This window comes from Staphylococcus sp. HMSC068C09 (assembly GCF_001813735.1).
Lineage (GTDB): Bacteria > Bacillota > Bacilli > Staphylococcales > Staphylococcaceae > Staphylococcus > Staphylococcus hominis.
The window spans coordinates 1-18,508 of the sequence record NZ_KV813720.1 but is presented as its reverse complement, the minus strand read 5'-3'; the positions used below and the strand labels follow the sequence as shown (position 1 = coordinate 18,508).

Genomic DNA, 18,508 nt, shown 5'->3' with positions numbered 1-18,508 from the left:
ATTTTTTTCGTAATTTCTGGTTGGATTGCATTAATAAAATTCGTACCATTTATTTTAGCAGTATCTACATTTTCATTTTTTAGTGCTTGATGAATTTGTTCCTTAGCCTTAGTAACCTCTTGATCTATTTTCGCTATTGCTGCCTCTTTTTCTTCTACTGTTGCATCAGGTGTTTGATCAATTGCTGCTTTTTTAATTCGGGCTACCTCATCGATTGTATCTCTTGCATCTGATTTTTTAACCACTTCTGGAATAACTGCATTAATTGCAGTTATTCCTTCATTTTGTGCATCATCTACACTTGAATTAGTAGTTGCTTGATTAATGTTATTTTTAGCTTCGGTTACTATTTTATCTACTTTTGCTTTTGCGTCTTCTTTTTCTTCTATAGTCGCATCTTCTATTAAATCAATTTCTTGTTTTTTAGCTATAGCGGCTTGATCAATTGCTTGTGCAGCAGCATTTTTCTTTACTGGATGCGCTACTACTTGTGATATTTCGTTTACTTTGTTTTCTTTTAATATTTCAATTTCATTATTGTGATTTAGACTATTAATATCTGCTTTTGCTCTAGCTACCAAATTATCTATCTCAGTTTTAGCTGCATTTTTTTCTTCTAAAGTTGCATTATTATCCTTATCTATTTCAACTTTTCTTGCAGATGCTATATTATCTATTGCAGTTCTAGCGTTACTTCGAACAATTGGAGTTATAGTAGCAGCATTCACACTATCTATACTACTTGTTTTTTGTTGCGCTACACCATTATTTGTAGTTTCATTCATAATATTTGTTGTAGCCTCTGACACTAAATTATCAATCGTTGCTTTTGCAGCTTCTTTTTCTTCTACTGTTGCATCAGGATTATTATCAAACTCTACTTTTTTAGCATTTGCTCTTTCAGTTAATTCATCAATTGCTGCTTGCTTTACTGTTGGAGTAAGATCAATCATTGTAATTTCATTAATTCCAGTGTCTTTATTTGTTGCTACATCATTTGAAGTCATTGATTGATCAACAGCTGTATAACTAGATTGTAGTGCTTGATTCACTTGCTCAATCACAGCATTTTTTTCTTCAATTGTAGCTGTATCGTTACCCATAAAGAGCGCTCTTTTAGTTCTTGCAACTTTGTCTAATGATAATTTAGCATGTGCTTTATCTAAATTTAAATCGATACTATTAATCGTTGCTTGATCTTTCAATTCACTTATAGGCATCTCATCTGTTTCAGCTAATACTTCTTTAGCTTTTCTAAGTACCACTTGCATTGCTTCCCATACTTCTGGTGAATTATCGTTTTGATCAAGATTGGCTAAATCATCCTCAATTTCTGTTACTTTGTCTCTCAAATGTTGCTTATACATTTTAACTGTAATAGTTTGTTTATCTAATACAATATCTCCTTGTCGCATAGCAGAATCAACACTTACAAATTCATTATGCACACCGTATCTTGTATAATGATCGCCATTATTACGTCCAAAATCTTTAGAATCACTTAACCTATTCATATTTATACCATCTGTAACATAAGTCAAATGTCCTAAGAATTCTTTTTCAATTGGTCGATCAGTTGGTAAGGATAATCCTATAGAAATATTTTTACTTGCTCCTGCTTCAAGTCGATCTATTTTAACTGTTAACTCTTTAGTTGCTGCATTAAATTTTCCAGTAGCATTTTTTGTAGATACATATGTCACATCTTCTGGTAAAACAATCGTATATTCTGTTTTATTTGAACTAGAATGTCCTCTATTTTCAATTCTAAACCCTATTTCTTGATAAACTCGATCAGCATTTATGGATCCAGATTGTGCAAAGTAGTGTGTATTATTTACTGTCGCAGTTAAATATGCGCCACTATTAATGGTAACATCAGCTAACACTCCGCCTCCAAAGTTATTAGGACCAGTAAGGAGTCTATGTCCATTAGTAGAATCAGTACTACGATTTAATGCCGATTCAAATCTTAATCTTAATCGTGAGACTGTTTCTGGCACTTGAAATACACCTACAAAGTTACCAATTGGGTTCTGTAATATATCCGGAGTTCCTTTATATAAAAGTGTAGAAGGATTATTCGCATCGTAAATATACACTCTTGCACCATTAACCCCCCATATATTATTCATACTACTAGAAATATAATGTAATTGGATTTCTGATCCAGGAGTAACATCAACATCTTGGTAAATTGATCCTACTGTAGGATCAGCTATACCTGGAACTTGATTAAAGTTACCATTATATTTTGATAGTACTACACCAATTTTATTATTGGTTTTATCGAATATATAAGGATTGTATGCGGGCAACGATTTAGGACCCCAAATTAATGGAATGATGGTTTGATCATTACTATTTACATGCCAACCCGGTACAGTATTTGCTTCATTCATTGCAGACTCTAAATTCTTAGTCGGTATCGTCGCACCCTGTGAATTATCTGTAAATGTCCCATTAATGATTTGACCAGTATTTTGTTCATTTACAGCCATCGGATCTGTATTTGTAGTACTAGGAGTGTTATCTACTGAACGTTTCCCTCTTCTATGTGGTTGATTAACGTTTGTAGTTTCATGATTATTTTCATTACTAACTACGTCATTAGTTGTTACTTTCTCATTATGATTTGTATTATTTTCAGTGCTATTAATTACATTATTCACTGTACCTTCTTCACGTTCACGGTTAATTGAATAATCACTTGAAGTATTACTTTCATTATTTCGATTATTTTCATTTGAATTAGATGTATTTGCTGACGTTGTTTCATTATGTGGTTGTTCAATATTAGTATTTTGTTTATTAATCGTCGCACTTTCATTCGTTTGTGGCGCACTTGTATTTGTTTCTGCATCATGAGTTGCTGCATGACCAGGATGTGATAAAAACACTAATGTAGCAATTAGCGTTGAAAATGTCCCCACACTAAATTTACGAATACTAAATTTCTGTTTTTTAAAAAGATTCATTATGTTTCCTCCTTGATGTTCTCTCTTGATGTCAATTGTTATAATGAAAATGTTTTATGTATGCTATAGTTGTTACTCTCACTTACATAATATTATATTCACACTTAAATATAATATCATAATAAAATTAAAAGTACTACAACTAAATAATATAAAAATATTAAAAATAAGTTAAATTATAAAAAAACAGCGAAGAATCATAACTTCGCTGTTTTTCTGTATTATTGTTTAAATATCTATAAATCATTATATACTGTCTATTTCAATACCTTCATCACCCCATGCTTGCATGCCCCCTTCAACATTAACTGCATGAATACCTTCATTTTCAAGGTAGTTCGCTACTTTTTCACTACGAACACCTGCAGCACAAACGATGTAGTACGTTTCATTTTTATTAAATTGATTTAAGTTATCAGCAATTTGATCCATTGGAATAGTTTTAGCTCCAGGAATTGTCCCCATTGCAGTTTCTTCATCTGTTCGCACATCGATAATATTTACTGGATTAGATCCTAGTATTTTCTCTTTTAATTGATCTACTGTTATTGTTTCCATTTTAAAACTCCTCTTCCATTATTTTGCAACGATATTCACTAATTTTTGAGGTACAGCGATAACTTTTTTAATCTCTTTACCTTCTATAGATAGTTTAACATTTTCATTTTGTAATGCTAACTCTTGCATATCTTCTTTAGATAAGTCTTTAGGAATATTGATTTTCGCTCTTACTTTACCATTAACTTGCACTACAATTTCAATCTCATCATCTACAAGTAATGATTCATTATACGTAGGCCAAGGTTGATACGTAATAGTTTCTTGATTGCCTAAACGTTGCCATAACTCTTCACTAATGTGAGGGGCAATTGGTGCTAACATTTTAACAAATCCTTCTACATAAGGTTTGTAAATGTGATTCGCTTTATAACAATCATTGATAAATACCATTAATTGACTAATTGCCGTATTAAAGTTAAGAGTATCAAAGTCTTCAGTCACTTTTTTAACCGTTTGATTATAAACTTTATCTAATGAATTATCGTTATTTTCAACAATTTTATTAGATAATGACCCATCTTCATTAATGAATAATCTCCATACACGATCTAAGAAACGTCTAGAGCCATCTAATCCATTTTCACTCCATGCTATAGCTGCATCTAATGGTCCCATAAACATTTCATATAGGCGTAATGTATCTGCGCCATGTGATGCTACGATATCATCAGGATTAACAACGTTACCCTTAGATTTACTCATTTTTTCGTTGCCTTCACCGAGAATCATACCTTGGTTGAATAATTTTTGGAATGGTTCTTTCGTAGGAACTACACCTAAATCATATAATACTTTATGCCAGAATCTTGAATACAGTAAGTGAAGTACCGCATGTTCTACTCCACCAATATATAAGTCTACCGGCAACCAATGTTTTAATTTCTCTGGATCTGCTAACATATTCTCATTATGTGGATCAATATATCGTAAATAATACCAACAACTACCAGCCCATTGTGGCATAGTATTTGTTTCGCGACGACCTTTCATGCCTGTTTTTTCATCAACAACATTTACAAAGTCATCAATATTGGCTAATGGTGATTCACCCGTACCAGATGGTTTGATTTGGTCAGTTTCAGGAAGTAATAATGGAAGTTCTTCTTCAGGCACAGTTGTCATCGTACCATCTTCCCAATGAATCACTGGAATTGGTTCTCCCCAATAACGTTGTCTACTAAATAACCAGTCACGTAATTTGTAATTCACTTTTTTCTCGCCAGCACCTTTGGCTTCGAGTAAAGTAATTGCTTTAGAAATTGCTTCTTTATTATCTAGCCCATCTAGTTCGCCAGAATTGATATGTGCTCCTTCTCCAGTATATGCTTCTTCTTGAACATTTCCGCCCTCGATGACTTCAATGATAGGTAAATCAAATTTCTTAGCAAATTCATGGTCGCGCTCATCATGTCCTGGTACTGCCATCACTGCACCCGTACCATAAGTCGATAATACATAATCAGCAATCCAAATTGGAAGTTTTTTACCTGATAATGGGTTAATAGCATACGCCCCAGTAAACACACCTGATTTATCTTTTGCTAAATCAGTACGCTCTAAGTCTGATTTTTTTGATGCTTCTTCTTGATACTGTTTAACCACTTCTTTTTTGTCATCAGTAGTCATTTCATTCACTAACGCATGTTCAGGACTAAGTACTAAGAATGTTGTACCGTAGATAGTATCTGGACGTGTTGTAAACACATCAATAGTGTCATTAGTATTTTCAACATTAAATGACACACGTGCACCTTCAGAACGACCAATCCAGTTTCTTTGCATATCTTTAATTGATTCAGGCCAATCTAATTCATCTAAATCTTCTAATAAACGATCGGCATATTCTGTAATTTTTAATACCCATTGTTTCATCGGACGTCTATATACAGGATGACCTCCACGTTCTGATACACCATCTACAACCTCTTCATTTGATAACACTGTACCAAGTGCTGGACACCAGTTTACTGCAACCTCATCTACATATGCGAGTCCTTTATTATAAAGCTGAATAAAAATCCATTGCGTCCATTTATAATATTCAGGATCTGTAGTATTAACTTCTCGATCCCAGTCATAACTAAAACCTAGTTCTTGAATTTGACGTTTAAATGTTTGAACATTCTTTTTAGTAAATTCTCTAGGATCATTTCCTGTATCTAACGCGTACTGCTCAGCGGGTAATCCAAAGGCATCCCACCCCATTGGATGTAATACATTATATCCTTGCATACGTTTATAACGAGAAATAATATCCGTTGCAGTATATCCTTCTGGATGTCCTACGTGTAATCCCGCACCAGATGGATATGGAAACATATCTAATGCATAGAATTTTTTTTGGCCTAAATTATCGCTTGCTTTGAATGTTTTATTCTCAGCCCAATAATTTTGCCATTTCTGTTCAATCTCTTTGTGATTATAACCCAAAGTATTTTCCTCCTAATAAAAATAAAACACCTCAAACTATTACTTTTGACAGGGACGACTTTCTTTAGCCGCGGTACCACCCTCATTCACATTTTACATGTGCACTTTATAATAGTAAGAGATGTTTTAAATTCGATTAATTAACGGTAAGTTCACTTAATTCTTAACGCTAGTTTGCACCACCACTAGCTCTCTTTAGAAAAGTATTTAAGTTACTACTCCAATACAGTTTAATATTATGAGATTCGTAACCTAATTGCAAGTGGTTCAGCATATTTTATATGTTTAATTTCAAGTTGTCTTTCAACGATTTTCATGTTGTGAATGTTTTGGTAGACCCTTATCAAAAATAGATAAGAAAAACATTCCAATTAATAAAAGAATGATCATTCCTATGAACATTGCACTCATATTGAATGTATCTACCAATATACCCCCGATTAGAGGACCAAATGCTTTCCCTACAGTTGATGCAGAATTTACTACACCCTGATATTGACCTTGCTTACCTTGCGGTGCTAAATAATTGGCAATCGTTGGTACTGCAGGCCATACAAACATTTCACCAAAAGTAAGAATAATCATTCCTATTAAGAAAACAGTAAATTGTTCTGCAAAACTTGTAACAAAGAATGACAACATAAAAATTAAAATACCAACAAACATTTGATATTTTAAGTTTCCTTTTAACAAACGAATGACTGGTCTAATTAATGGTTGTGCAACTAAAATCATAATTCCATTTACTGTCCATAATACACTATATTGAGACATTGAAATATTAATTTGTTGCGTAAATGAAGCTATTGTTGTTTCCCATTGAATGTATCCAATCCAACAAATACTAAACATGGCACATAATAGTATTAAAGCTATAAAACGTTTTTTATTTTCTTTACTTTGGATATCTAGACTATCTGGTGATTTCACTTTAGCATGGTATTCTAAATTAAATTGCGTAAAGGCTACAATTCCAAATAATACGTACATGATTAAATTAGCTAAGAAGATAAAATTAAAGCTAAATTCAGCAACGAATCCTCCCATTGCAGCTCCGGTAGCAACACCTATGTTTTGAGCTAAGTAAATAGCATTAAAAGTTGTTCTGCCACCATTAGGCCAAACGGCACCAGCCATTGCATAGATTGCTGGAACAATCATTCCCCCACCAAAACCAAGTAGCACTAACCAAACTGCATACCACGGCCATCCATGAAAGAAATTAAGTAATGTTGTACTAAGCAAACAAGTAATAGTACCTATCATGATTGTTCTATAACCACCTAACTTATCGAACAACGTTCCACCTAGTAAGTTACCAACTACCATTCCAAAAGAATTAATCATTAGAACAATCCCAGAAACTGTCAAGCTTTTTCCTAATTCTTCTTTCATATAAATCGTATTTAAAGGCCATAAAAAGCTAGAGCCAGTTATATTTAATGCCATTCCTATAACTAGCCACCATACTGATCTAGGTATATTCATAATTTTTAAGTCCTCTCTTTATATTTTTATCGAACTATAATAAACACTATAACATTAAAATATGTTAAAATCTTTACTTAGAACTAAGTTAGATAGAAAGGATAATGTGTTATGGGTAAGTATTTCCCGTATGCCTTTGAAAATAAACGATATCATACATGGAATTACCATTTAAAAAATAAATTCGGACAGAAAATTTTTAAAGTTGCTCTAGATGGCGGATTTGACTGTCCAAATAGAGATGGTACTGTCGCACATGGCGGTTGTACATTTTGTTCAGCAGCTGGTAGTGGTGACTTTGCAGGAAATAGAGCCGATCCAATTGAAGTACAATTCCAACAAATTAAAGAACGAATGCATGAAAAATGGAGTGAAGGTAAATATATTGCTTACTTCCAAGCATTTACTAATACCCATGCACCTGTAGAAGTTTTAAAAGAAAAATATGAACCTGTGTTAAAAGAAGAAGGAGTTATTGGTTTATCTATCGCTACACGTCCAGATTGTCTGCCAGATGATGTGGTTGAATACTTAGCTGAACTAAATCAACGTACTTATTTATGGGTGGAACTTGGTCTTCAAACAGTTCATCAAAAGACCTCTGATTTAATTAATCGTGCTCACGATATGCAAACGTATTACGAAGGTGTAGCTAAATTGCGTAAACATAATATTAACGTATGTACACACATCATTAATGGCTTACCAGGTGAAGATTATCATATGATGATGGAAACAGCACGAGAAGTGGCACAAATGGATGTTCAAGGTATTAAAATCCATTTATTACATTTACTTAAAGGTACACCAATGGTTAAACAATACGAAAAAGGTATGCTTGAATTTATGACGCAAGAAGATTATACAAACTTAGTGTGTGATCAACTTGAAATCCTTCCGCCAGACATGATTATTCATCGTATTACTGGAGATGGACCGATTGATTTAATGGTAGGACCAATGTGGAGTGTTAACAAGTGGGAAGTTCTCAATGAAATAGATGATGAATTAGCACGTCGTGAATCTTATCAAGGTAAGTTTTACACATCTAATACTAAGGTGAATTCATGAAATTAGAACGCATTCTTCCTTTTGCTAAAACACTTATTAAGCAACATATTCAAGAAGATAGTATTGTTATTGATGCTACCTGTGGTAACGGCCATGATACCCTATTTTTAGCTAAACAGGTTCCAAATGGCAAAGTGTTTGGTTTCGATATACAAAAAGAAGCTATTGAACATACAAAAGAAAAAATAGCACCTTTTAAACATGTTACATTGATACATGATGGACATGAAAATATCTTAAATGATATACCAAGTGATATCATCGGAAACGTGGATGCAGCTATTTTCAATTTGGGATATCTGCCTAAAGGTGATAAATCCATTGTTACTAAACCTGAAACCACTATTCAAGCTATTGAAAGTATTTTTAAACTATTAAGTACAGAAGGTATTATTGTACTAGTGATTTATCATGGACATGAGGAAGGACAAATCGAAAGAGATGAATTATTAAAATATCTCGAAAACTTTGATCAAAGTAAAGCACACATATTAAAATATCAATTTATCAATCAAGTTAATCATGCACCTTTTATATGTGCGATTGAAAAACGTTAAATTTTAAAACCCATAAATTAAAACATCAAATCGTAGTTTTAATTTATGGGTTTTTTTATATTAAACGCTCATCAATGAATTCAAACTATTTTCTAAAGATTCATATTTTCTTTTAATAATAGTAGTAATAAAATCTAATAATTCATTTCTATATTTATTTTTTTCTTCATTAAAATGGATAATAACCGTACGTTCGTCGTCAATTGGACGCTCTTTGTAAACCCAATCAGATTGAACTAAATTATTATACGTTCTTGTTCGTTTATATGACTTGATATTAACGTATTGATCCATCTCTTTTAATGTCATAGGCCCCTTTTCCCATAACGTTAATAAAATAAGTACTTCTTCTTTATTTAAATGATACTTCTCATAAATAATTCTAAATATAGAATCTATATCCTTCAATAATTTCTCTAATTTCAATACCATAGATACCGTTTCTTTTTTTTGTAATTTCATCATTCATTCCCCTTGATCTCTCATATTATGTATAATAACTATAATTCAATTTATTATTAAGTTTATACGATTTGGTATTTTTTAATAATATATCAACTATATTTTTTAAATCAATATTTATATTATAATTCTAATACTAAATTCATACAATTTATAAAAAGTAATTGATAGTTATAATTCTACTTATATTGTAATTTTAGCTCATTTATAATATTATAACCATAATTTTGATATAGAATAGGCTCGTAGATATCTGTCTTCTACGAGCTATTCTTTATAGATTTTTAAAGATTATCTTATACTTCCTCAATATCTTCTTCTTGTACAATAAATCCCATTGTATTTACGCTATTATTCAAGAAAGTTAATATATATCTCATGACTTGATCTCGTTCAGGTTCATTGTGAATCTCATGATAAAACCCTTTCCACGCTTTAAAATAAAATTCATCTGCAAGAAATTGTTGTTTTAAAATATCTATTGAAGATGTTTCTAAAATTTTATCTTCGGTACCATACATTAATAAAGTGGGTAACGGTTTGATATCTTTAATATGTTGTGATGTGTCTTTCATCGTTTCATTAATAATGTTAAACCATTTGTAAGATACTTTCTTTAACATCAATCCGTCATGATTTGTCTCATTAATCACTTCTGAATTACGAGTTAAATCTTCATAATCTATTCCTAATTTAAATTGTGTACCTTTTGAGCTCTTTCCAATATTAGATATAAACATATTTTTTCGTGTTTTATAATTTTTCTTAAATTCAAGCATTGGAGAGAGTAGTAATATGCCCTCAATAGGTAGTTCAGTCTTTTCAAGTAAATTGAGAATAATTAAACCACCTAATCCAACACCCATAACAAATGTTGGTAATTTATATTCGTTTGCAATTTTTATCCATTCAACTAACTGTTCATGGTAAATTTCAAAACGTTGTAGTTGACCTCTGTTAGCTCGTGAAGTTTGACCTTGTCCAGGTAAATCACCCATAATTACGTGATAACCATTACGTCTCAACATCGTAATCACATACGCATATCTACCAGTATGTTCTAACATATTATGTACTATGATGATTACGCCTTTAGCGTCATGTTCTGTTTCCCACTTCCACATATTTTTGAATCCTCTCTAATTGAATGTTTATCAAATGTATTATATCAAATTATACCTTTAATTGTTGTTAAACAGTATATAGATTCTCTTAATTTATGACTAATGAATTTAAACGTATTTTACCTCCTAAATGTAAACGCTTTCTTAAACGATGTATTCATGCTAAACTTGTTATAGAGATAGATACGAGTGGGATGGAGGAATAGATATGTCTTTATTCAGAGATTTTTTCATAACATTATCAAATATTACATATTTAAATGAAATGGCTAAAAAAATCGGACCTACCATGGGGGCTAATAGAGTTGTTGCGGGTAATACTATAGAACAACTCATTGATACAATTGAACGTTTAAACGCTAAACATATTGATGTTACTGTAGATAATCTTGGAGAATTTGTTAATACTAAAGCAGCAGCGACTCAAGCTAAAAATGAAATTCTTGAGATAATGGAAGCTATTAATAAATATCAAGTGAGTGCACATATGTCGGTGAAAGTGAGTTCATTAGGCGGTGAATTTGATACTGAGTTAGCCTATCAAAATTTAAGAGACATTTTATTAAAGGCTAATACCTATGATAATATGCATATTAATATTGATATGGAAAAATATAATAGCTTATCACAAACATTACAGATTTTAGACAGGTTAAAAGGAGAATTTAGAAATGTCGGTACAGTTATTCAAGGATACCTTTATGATGCAGAGAAATTAATTGATAAGTACCCAGAATTACGATTAAGACTGGTCAAAGGCGCTTATAAAGAAAATGATACGATTGCTTATCAAAGTAAAAAAGATATAGATAAAAATTATATAAATATTATTGAAAAACGTTTACTTAATGCCAAAAACTTTACGTCAATTGCAACACATGATGATAAAATCATTAACCATGTTAAACAATTTGTCAAAGATCATCATATTGAAAAAAGCACTTTTGAATTTCAAATGTTGTATGGTTTTCGTAATGAATTAGCAGAAGAGATTGCTAGACAAGGATATCACTTTACCGTTTATGTTCCATATGGCAATGACTGGTTTGCTTATTTCATGCGTCGCCTGGCTGAGAGACCTCAAAATCTTTCCCTTGCCTATCAAGAATTTATTTCAACAGAAGCACTAAAAAAAATTGGCTTAGTTAGTGGACTAGCTTTAGGAACACTTACATTAGTATCTAGTATTGTGAAATTACTAAAACGTTGAAATACAGAGCGTCTCGATAATCCTTAAAATTATCGAGACGCTCTACATTAATTAAAACTGTTTAAGTAAGTTTGCCATTTCAATTGCACTTACTGCCGCTTCTGCACCTTTATTACCTGCTTTCGTACCCGCTCTTTCAACTGCTTGTTCAATACTTTCAGTTGTTAAAACACCGAAAATAACTGGTGTATTCGTAACATCATTTGCTTTTGATACGCCTTTAGCAACTTCATTACAAACATAGTCATAATGAGATGTTGCACCTCTAATGACACAGCCTAAAGTAATCACTGCATCATAATCATTTTTTTGCGCTAATTTTTTAGCAACAAGTGGAATTTCAAATGCACCTGGTACATACGCAACATCAATGTTATCTTCATCTACACCATGTCTTACTAATGTATCTTTCGCTCCATCTAATAAACGATTGGTAATAAAATCATTAAATCTACTCACTACTATTGCAACTTTTAAATTTGTACCGACTAATTTACCTTCAAAATTCATTCTAAATTCCTCCTAAATAAGATGTCCCATTTTCAATTTTTTTGTTTCCATATAATGATGATTATGTTCCGTTTCTGGCACAATAATTTCTGTACGATCTGCAACTTTTATACCATAATCTTCCAAGCCTTCAAATTTCTTAGGATTATTACTTAATAAATTAACTTGTTGAACATTAAAATATTTAAGAATTTGAGCAGCTATATGATAATCTCTTAAGTCTTCATCAAAACCTAATGCTAAGTTTGCAGTAACCGTATCATGTCCTTGCTCAATTAATTCATAAGCTTTTAGTTTATTCATTAAACCAATGCCTCTACCCTCTTGTGGTAAATAAATAATTAATCCACCATGATCATTTATATATTTCATTGATGCTTCTAATTGAGCGCCACAATCACATCGTTGACTGTGGAAAATATCACCTGTTAAACAAGCAGAATGTAGTCTTACATTTTCAGTTGTACGTGGTTCTCCTTTGCCAAGTACAACAATATCTTCATGTGTATATTGAGATTGAAAACCATACATTTTAAAATCACCAATATCCGTTGGCATTTTTACAGTTGCTTTAAGTTCAATACCTTCGCTTTCTTGTTTGCGACGATAATTAATTAAACTTTCAATTGTAATCATTTTTAATTGATGACGCTCTTTAAATTGTTGTAATTCATTACCTTTTGCCATCGTACCATCGTCATTCATTATCTCACATATAACTCCAGCAGGTGCAGCACCAGTTAATTTAGCTAAATCTACAGCAGCCTCCGTATGTCCTGGTCTAACTAATACACCTTTTTCTTTAGACACTAAAGGAAATAAATGTCCTGGTTTATGGAAACTTTCTGGTTTAGAATCAGGATTAATTAACGCTTTCGCTGTTGCTGTACGATCAAATGCACTAATTCCTGTAGTAGTAGAGATATGATCGATACTTACAGTGAAATTTGTACCGTATTCATCTGTATTACCATCAACCATAGTTTTAAGATTTAGACGTTCAGCAATCTGTGAACTTATAGGAGCACAAATTAATCCACGCGCTTCTTTGGCCATATAATTAATGGTATCATCTTTCATCCATTGAGTGACTGCAATTAAGTCACCTTCATTTTCACGATCTTCATCATCTACTACAATAATACTATCGCCATTTCTTAATGCTTCTAACGCTTCTTCAATGCTATCGAATTTCATTTAAGCCCCTCCTAAAAACCATATGCTTTTAATTTATCAACTGATAAATCAGATTTATTTTTACCAACTATACTTTCAACATATTTAAATAATACATCTGTTTCAAGATGAACTTCATCGCCCATTTTTTTATTAGAAAGAATCGTTGAACGTCTTGTTTCAGGAATAAGATGGATATCAAAACTATGTTGATGCAAGTCAAAAATTGTTAAACTTACGCCATCAACAGTAATAGAACCTTGCTTAACCATTTGTTTGATGACCGAGTCCGATGCCTTAATAGATACAATGCGTGAATTAGGCGTTTCTCTGATATTTATAATTGTTCCTTTTGCATCTACATGACCTAATACAAAATGTCCTCCGAAACGTCCACTACCTGACATTGCACGTTCAAGATTGACTTCATCATTTTCTTTAATATTAGCTAAATAGGTTTTATTTTCAGTACCTTTAATCACTTGGACAGAAAATTGATTTTGTTTAAAATCAATGACTGTTAAACACGCACCATTTACGCTTATAGAATCACCAATATGCATATCTTCTATAATTTTTTGACATGAAATATCTAATGTCCTTACGGATTGTTGAGTGCGAATACGCTTTACAGTACCTATTTCTTCAACGATACCTGTAAACATTTATCTTCACTTCTTTCGCAATGTCATTTTAATATTTTGTTGAATAGACTCGGTAGAAATCACTTCAAATTGTGGCGCATTAGCTAAATCAATGACATTATCAGTTTGATAAAATTGATTTTTTCCAATACCGCCTATTATTTTCGGGGCATAATAAATAATAAGATGGTCTAAATAATTAGATTGGAGAAATTCTGAAGTTATATGAGGCCCAGCTTCTACTAATAATCTGCCAACACCTCTTTGATATATATCAGATAAAATAGATTTTAAATTACATGTTTCTAAATATATTATTTTTATATGATGACTTGGACTTTTTAGTTCATGATTTTCAGTATAAATCCAAATTTCACTTAATTGATCGTGAAATATCTGTTTTGAATAATCAATTTGACCTCGCTTAGATAGTATGATTCTTATTGGATGTTTACCATCTTGAATACGTGTTGTATATTGTGGATTATCCGCTTCAAGCGTTCCATTACCAGTTAATACGGCATCATGAGTATGTCTTAAACGATATACATCTTGTTTTACAGCTTTATTCGTAATCCATTGACTTTGTCCACTATCAGTCGCTTGTTTCCCATCTAACGAAGTCGAGACTTTTACTGTAATTTCAGGGATTTTATGTTGTTTTGCTTTGAAGAAATCTTCATACAAAGCAAAAGCTTCTTCTGAATATTGATATTCAACTTCAATACCTGCCTTTTCAAGAATGATATCTCCCTCAGAAGATAACGTCGTATCTTTTACAGCATAAATCACTTTACTAAGCCCATGTTCAATAATTTTATTCACACAAGGTGGTGTTGACCCATAATGTGTACAGGGTTCAAGAGAAATATAAATGGTGCCGCCTTTTGCTTTATCTTGTGCCATATCTAAAGCCTGAACTTCCGCATGTTTCTCTCCTTGCTTTAAATGTGCACCTAGTCCCACAATACGCCCATCCTTCACAACAACTGAGCCAACAGGAGGATTAACTCCAGTTTGTCCCTTCACCATTTGTGCTAATTGAATTGCATATTTCATAAATTCACTCAATTTATCACCTCTAAAAAAACCCCATACCTGTTTCACAGGCATAGGGCATGTATATACTTAAATAAGCGTACTACAATTTTTATATTGTGCATGCTTATACATCATTCAGTAATGATGTGATTGATTCTTTCTCCCATCCAGACTTTTACTGTCGGCTCTAGAGTCTCACTAGATCAGCCACTTAATAAATTAAGATTAAGTGGGTCGCAGGCTTAATTACTGCCGGTTGGGAATTACACCCTGCCCCGAAAGAATACGTATGAAATTGTGATTAAATTTGAGTCATCGTAGTTTAGTACTACATATATCATCTTACATTTATTTTTGGAAAATTACAAATAAAGAATTTCAATTTGATTTTTAAATTTAACTCTTAAAGAGATATTTATTCATTATTGTGTAAAGCATTATACTGTATAATCAAATTCTTTTCGAATTTCATATAAATAATCCACTGCACTTACCGCTTGATTAACAATCATTTTTACTCCATTCCGCAATTTATTTACTCCATTAGTGATTTGTCCAATAGCAATCATATTATTTAAAGTACCATATCTTGGACTAATCACCTGATTTGTTTCTGGGATAATTTGTATTCCACCCATAGGATGGGCTTGAACAATTTGTCGATTTTGAAGATTTAAGATAAATTGATCATCTTCATCTAAATCTTTTAAATGTGTTTTAGAACCTGTTGCATTAATAATAATATGATGTGGATACCATTGTTCATCATTTTTAAATTTTAAATTAAATAGTCCATTTTTATGTACCACATTTTCTAAATCCTTTCTAATCACTAATGAACCATCTTTTATTAATTGCTTGATGAGTTTTGCAGTTCTTGGAGGCATAGGGTTTGAGTTAAGTTGAATAATTTTAGTGAAACGTTTATCGAATTCAATTTGATCTTGACGACTAAAACTATTCCAAATCCAATTTAAATTTTCTTTGACATTCTCTATTAATGTTTGGAATATACCTATCTCATCTGGATGTTCTAAATCATAATTTAAATCTTTAATCGTATCTCCTGTTCGGCGGTGAACCAATTTCTGTAAATCAATACCATTTAAATCACACTCTTCTTTAAATAAATCGAATGCTTTCTCTAATGGCACATTTCCAAAGTACTTATCTTTAATATCATTAAATTTAGATTTTGTTAAACATTGAAACTCAATTTTTTTCATGTTTCCTCTTACGCTAGGCAATTGAGCAGAACGACTCGTCATTGTGATAGGTAGTTTAGGATGATGAAACGCTACATAACGCACTACATCTAAACTAGCTAATCCTGTTCCAATAATAGCAATATCATCAGATTCTTGTACATCATCTAAAGTATTATATGTAGGGTAAGGAGTTTGAATATAACCTTTTATACCTTTTAAATGATAAGGATCGTGATATGATAAAGTACCTATAGTTAAAAATATGTAATCATATACTTGACAATGCTTCATATCTTTAGACGTACAGACATAATATTTCAATGTGGTTTCATCTATATTTGAATTAATGAAGACTTCTTGTACTGGTTGTTTAATGACTGTAAGGTTATCATATAATGTCTCATAATTTGATAAGTATGATTTCATATAATGGCCAAAAACAAATCTTGGTAAATACTTTGGATTTTTAAACGTAAAATCAGATTGTGTTTGATACCATTTCCAAAACTCTTCATCATCATCTAAATTTAAACTCATCTTTTTAGTGGGTAAGTTAATTAATAATTGACTACTATCATTTTGAAAAGGAACACCCTGTCCCATATTAAATTCATTATCGTAGACATCGACTTTTAATTGCTTAAAGTCTTTATGTTTAACGAGTTGTCTAAGTACACTTACACCTGCTGTACCCATGCCTATAATTGCTACTCGCATATTTAACATCATCCTTTTATATATTTGTATTATGTTGAATATTATCATATTATACCAATACGATTCTCGACTTCAAAATGTTTCACTATTAACACGATGATCCATTTCAAAACATAAATAATCATGTGTAACTATGTTAAAATTTAGATATTGAGGTGACTAAACAATGAAATTTTTATTAAAAACATTAATTGTTTTTATCATTGGATTTACTTGGGCTTCAAGAAAAAACAAAGCTGAATAAATAAAAAAACCAACATCATCTAATTAAAGATAATGTTGGTTTTTATTTTGATTATTGATGTTTTTGATCATCTTTATAAACATATAGCTTGAAGTATTTACCTTCTGTTTTCATTTCTTTATAGAAATCAGCAATAATTTCCGCATTACTTTCAGCCCATTTAATATCAGTCGCATATTGATGTTCACCAGGATTCATAGGATTCCATCTCATGCTATATAATGTATTTTGATCATCGTGAGATAGGAAGTGTTTATGAATAAAGTCTGCGCCACCTTTAATTGCTTTCTCTGGTGTATCCCAACCATGTTTTTTCGCATATTCAGCACCTGTTTTGATTGGATCTTCATCTAAAGCTCCAACGCCATAAAAATTATAATATTTTTTACCATCAATATTTACACCATTCGCAAGTTCACTTTTTACTGAACCTGTTTCTAATAATGCATGAGAAATTAAATAGACTTCATTAACATGTTTTTCTTTTGCAGCATTTACAAAAGCATCAGTATGTTTCAATAATGTAGGTCGATCGAACAACATACGTTTGATACGATTTTTATCAATCCCTTGATATTTAGATAAATCTAAAAATTGATATTTTTGTTTATCATCATCGATAAATTTACTACTATCCATTGCACCTTTAATTTCACTTGCTGATGCATCTCTCCATGCATTATTGTTTTTATTCGATACTTGTTGACTTGTATAGTTATCTATTTGTTTTGCAGCAGCTTTATCAAGCGTGACGTTCACATGTTGAACTTTCTCTACTTCATTTACTTTTTTGAAAAATATCTGATCAGAAATCATTGAGAAAAAAATGAAGCCAGCTGCTACTAAAATAATAAGTAACCCTATTAGGCCTATAATAGAACCTTTTCTGTGCTTTGTCATATTCACACCTCTTAGGTTAATGTTGTAATTTCATTTATAGAAAAGTCATCTATGATAATAAATTCTAACATTTTTAATTCTCATAAACAATTTTATAATTATAATGTTACATATTCATAAAATAAAAGTAACAAAATTGAAATTTAATAAAAAATAAAAGAGGCTGGGACATAATTCCTAACAAAAT

Annotated in this window: 15 protein-coding genes, 1 riboswitch and 1 other annotated feature; of the genes, 3 read left to right on the top strand and 12 right to left on the bottom strand. The window is 31.5% G+C overall.

The features are described from left to right. From HMPREF2930_RS00360 to HMPREF2930_RS00345, 4 genes are all read right to left on the bottom strand, one after another. Positions 1-2,978, bottom strand: a 2,978-nt coding sequence (locus HMPREF2930_RS00360) for a SasC/FmtB family protein (protein WP_141751505.1), incomplete at its 3' end; no start/stop codon positions are given. 246 nt (positions 2,979-3,224) lie between these two features. Next, on the bottom strand, positions 3,225-3,536 hold the full coding sequence (locus HMPREF2930_RS00355; protein WP_017176351.1) for a rhodanese-like domain-containing protein: 312 nt from the start codon (positions 3,534-3,536) through the stop codon (positions 3,225-3,227). A gap of 18 nt (positions 3,537-3,554) precedes the next feature. After that, positions 3,555-5,969, bottom strand: a complete 2,415-nt coding sequence (leuS, locus tag HMPREF2930_RS00350; RefSeq protein ID WP_017176352.1) for a leucine--tRNA ligase — start codon at positions 5,967-5,969, stop codon at positions 3,555-3,557. A 47-nt stretch (positions 5,970-6,016) separates the two neighbouring features. Further along, positions 6,017-6,207 (bottom strand) — a binding site (T-box leader). Positions 6,208-6,272: 65 nt separating this feature from the next. Further along, a complete protein-coding gene (locus HMPREF2930_RS00345; RefSeq protein WP_025987199.1) occupies positions 6,273-7,457 on the bottom strand; it encodes an MDR family MFS transporter in 1,185 nt (394 codons plus the stop codon). 111 nt (positions 7,458-7,568) lie between these two features. On the opposite strand from HMPREF2930_RS00345, the gene HMPREF2930_RS00340 reads away from it, so the two are divergent. Both HMPREF2930_RS00340 and HMPREF2930_RS00335 read left to right on the top strand, forming a co-directional pair. Then, on the top strand, positions 7,569-8,528 hold the full coding sequence (locus HMPREF2930_RS00340) for a tRNA modification radical SAM protein MnmL/YtqA (protein WP_017176354.1): 960 nt from the start codon (positions 7,569-7,571) through the stop codon (positions 8,526-8,528). Then, entirely contained in the window at positions 8,525-9,085 is a 561-nt protein-coding gene (locus HMPREF2930_RS00335; protein ID WP_017176355.1) for a tRNA 5-(aminomethyl)-2-thiouridylate-methyltransferase MnmM, read from the top strand. Before HMPREF2930_RS00340 ends, HMPREF2930_RS00335 begins: the two co-directional genes overlap by 4 nt. A 60-nt stretch (positions 9,086-9,145) precedes the next feature. Here the strand turns inward: HMPREF2930_RS00335 and HMPREF2930_RS00330 are convergent, their stop codons facing one another. Beyond that, positions 9,146-9,547, bottom strand: coding sequence for a transcriptional regulator, SarA/Rot family (locus HMPREF2930_RS00330; RefSeq protein WP_002449620.1), 402 nt, complete (start codon positions 9,545-9,547; stop codon positions 9,146-9,148). A gap of 296 nt (positions 9,548-9,843) precedes the next feature. Next, a complete protein-coding gene (locus tag HMPREF2930_RS00325) occupies positions 9,844-10,671 on the bottom strand; it encodes an alpha/beta fold hydrolase (RefSeq protein WP_017176356.1) in 828 nt (275 codons plus the stop codon). A gap of 208 nt (positions 10,672-10,879) precedes the next feature. Here HMPREF2930_RS00325 and HMPREF2930_RS00320 point away from each other — a divergent pair, with 208 nt between their 5' ends. Continuing rightward, complete coding sequence (locus tag HMPREF2930_RS00320) at positions 10,880-11,881, top strand: proline dehydrogenase family protein (protein WP_017176357.1); 1,002 nt, start codon at positions 10,880-10,882, stop codon at positions 11,879-11,881. Positions 11,882-11,932: 51 nt separating this feature from the next. On the opposite strand, the gene ribE (HMPREF2930_RS00315) is transcribed toward HMPREF2930_RS00320, so the two are convergent. The 6 genes from ribE (HMPREF2930_RS00315) to HMPREF2930_RS00290 form a co-directional block, all read right to left on the bottom strand. Beyond that, positions 11,933-12,391, bottom strand: coding sequence for a 6,7-dimethyl-8-ribityllumazine synthase (ribE, locus tag HMPREF2930_RS00315; protein ID WP_002455177.1), 459 nt, complete (start codon positions 12,389-12,391; stop codon positions 11,933-11,935). 12 nt (positions 12,392-12,403) lie between these two features. Continuing rightward, positions 12,404-13,588, bottom strand: coding sequence for a bifunctional 3,4-dihydroxy-2-butanone-4-phosphate synthase/GTP cyclohydrolase II (locus tag HMPREF2930_RS00310; protein ID WP_017176358.1), 1,185 nt, complete (start codon positions 13,586-13,588; stop codon positions 12,404-12,406). A gap of 11 nt (positions 13,589-13,599) precedes the next feature. After that, the gene (gene ribE, locus HMPREF2930_RS00305) at positions 13,600-14,232 is read right to left on the bottom strand and encodes a riboflavin synthase (RefSeq protein ID WP_017176359.1); all 633 of its coding nucleotides are present in this window, start codon (positions 14,230-14,232) and stop codon (positions 13,600-13,602) included. Between the two features lie 6 nt (positions 14,233-14,238). After that, positions 14,239-15,282, bottom strand: a complete 1,044-nt coding sequence (gene ribD / locus HMPREF2930_RS00300) for a bifunctional diaminohydroxyphosphoribosylaminopyrimidine deaminase/5-amino-6-(5-phosphoribosylamino)uracil reductase RibD (RefSeq protein WP_017176360.1) — start codon at positions 15,280-15,282, stop codon at positions 14,239-14,241. 121 nt (positions 15,283-15,403) lie between these two features. Next, positions 15,404-15,539, bottom strand: a riboswitch (FMN riboswitch). 150 nt (positions 15,540-15,689) lie between these two features. Further along, the gene (locus tag HMPREF2930_RS00295) at positions 15,690-17,177 is read right to left on the bottom strand and encodes an FAD/NAD(P)-binding protein (protein ID WP_017176361.1); all 1,488 of its coding nucleotides are present in this window, start codon (positions 17,175-17,177) and stop codon (positions 15,690-15,692) included. A 295-nt stretch (positions 17,178-17,472) separates the two neighbouring features. Then, positions 17,473-18,321 (bottom strand): peptidoglycan release complex glucosaminidase SagB, encoded by an 849-nt coding sequence (locus HMPREF2930_RS00290; protein ID WP_037541107.1) that lies wholly within the window; start codon positions 18,319-18,321, stop codon positions 17,473-17,475. Between the last annotated feature and the right edge of the window lie 187 nt (positions 18,322-18,508).

Coding starts and splice junctions, on each gene's coding strand:
- HMPREF2930_RS00355 (WP_017176351.1), bottom strand. CDS start 3,536: ATGGAAACAATAACAGTAGATCAATTAAAAGAGAAAATACTAGGATCT.
- HMPREF2930_RS00345 (WP_025987199.1), bottom strand. CDS start 7,457: ATGAATATACCTAGATCAGTATGGTGGCTAGTTATAGGAATGGCATTA.
- HMPREF2930_RS00340 (WP_017176354.1), top strand. CDS start 7,569: ATGGGTAAGTATTTCCCGTATGCCTTTGAAAATAAACGATATCATACA.
- HMPREF2930_RS00335 (WP_017176355.1), top strand. CDS start 8,525: ATGAAATTAGAACGCATTCTTCCTTTTGCTAAAACACTTATTAAGCAA.
- HMPREF2930_RS00330 (WP_002449620.1), bottom strand. CDS start 9,547: ATGAAATTACAAAAAAAAGAAACGGTATCTATGGTATTGAAATTAGAG.
- HMPREF2930_RS00325 (WP_017176356.1), bottom strand. CDS start 10,671: ATGTGGAAGTGGGAAACAGAACATGACGCTAAAGGCGTAATCATCATA.
- HMPREF2930_RS00320 (WP_017176357.1), top strand. CDS start 10,880: ATGTCTTTATTCAGAGATTTTTTCATAACATTATCAAATATTACATAT.
- ribE (WP_002455177.1), bottom strand. CDS start 12,391: ATGAATTTTGAAGGTAAATTAGTCGGTACAAATTTAAAAGTTGCAATA.
- HMPREF2930_RS00310 (WP_017176358.1), bottom strand. CDS start 13,588: ATGAAATTCGATAGCATTGAAGAAGCGTTAGAAGCATTAAGAAATGGC.
- ribE (WP_017176359.1), bottom strand. CDS start 14,232: ATGTTTACAGGTATCGTTGAAGAAATAGGTACTGTAAAGCGTATTCGC.
- HMPREF2930_RS00295 (WP_017176361.1), bottom strand. CDS start 17,177: ATGCGAGTAGCAATTATAGGCATGGGTACAGCAGGTGTAAGTGTACTT.
- HMPREF2930_RS00290 (WP_037541107.1), bottom strand. CDS start 18,321: ATGACAAAGCACAGAAAAGGTTCTATTATAGGCCTAATAGGGTTACTT.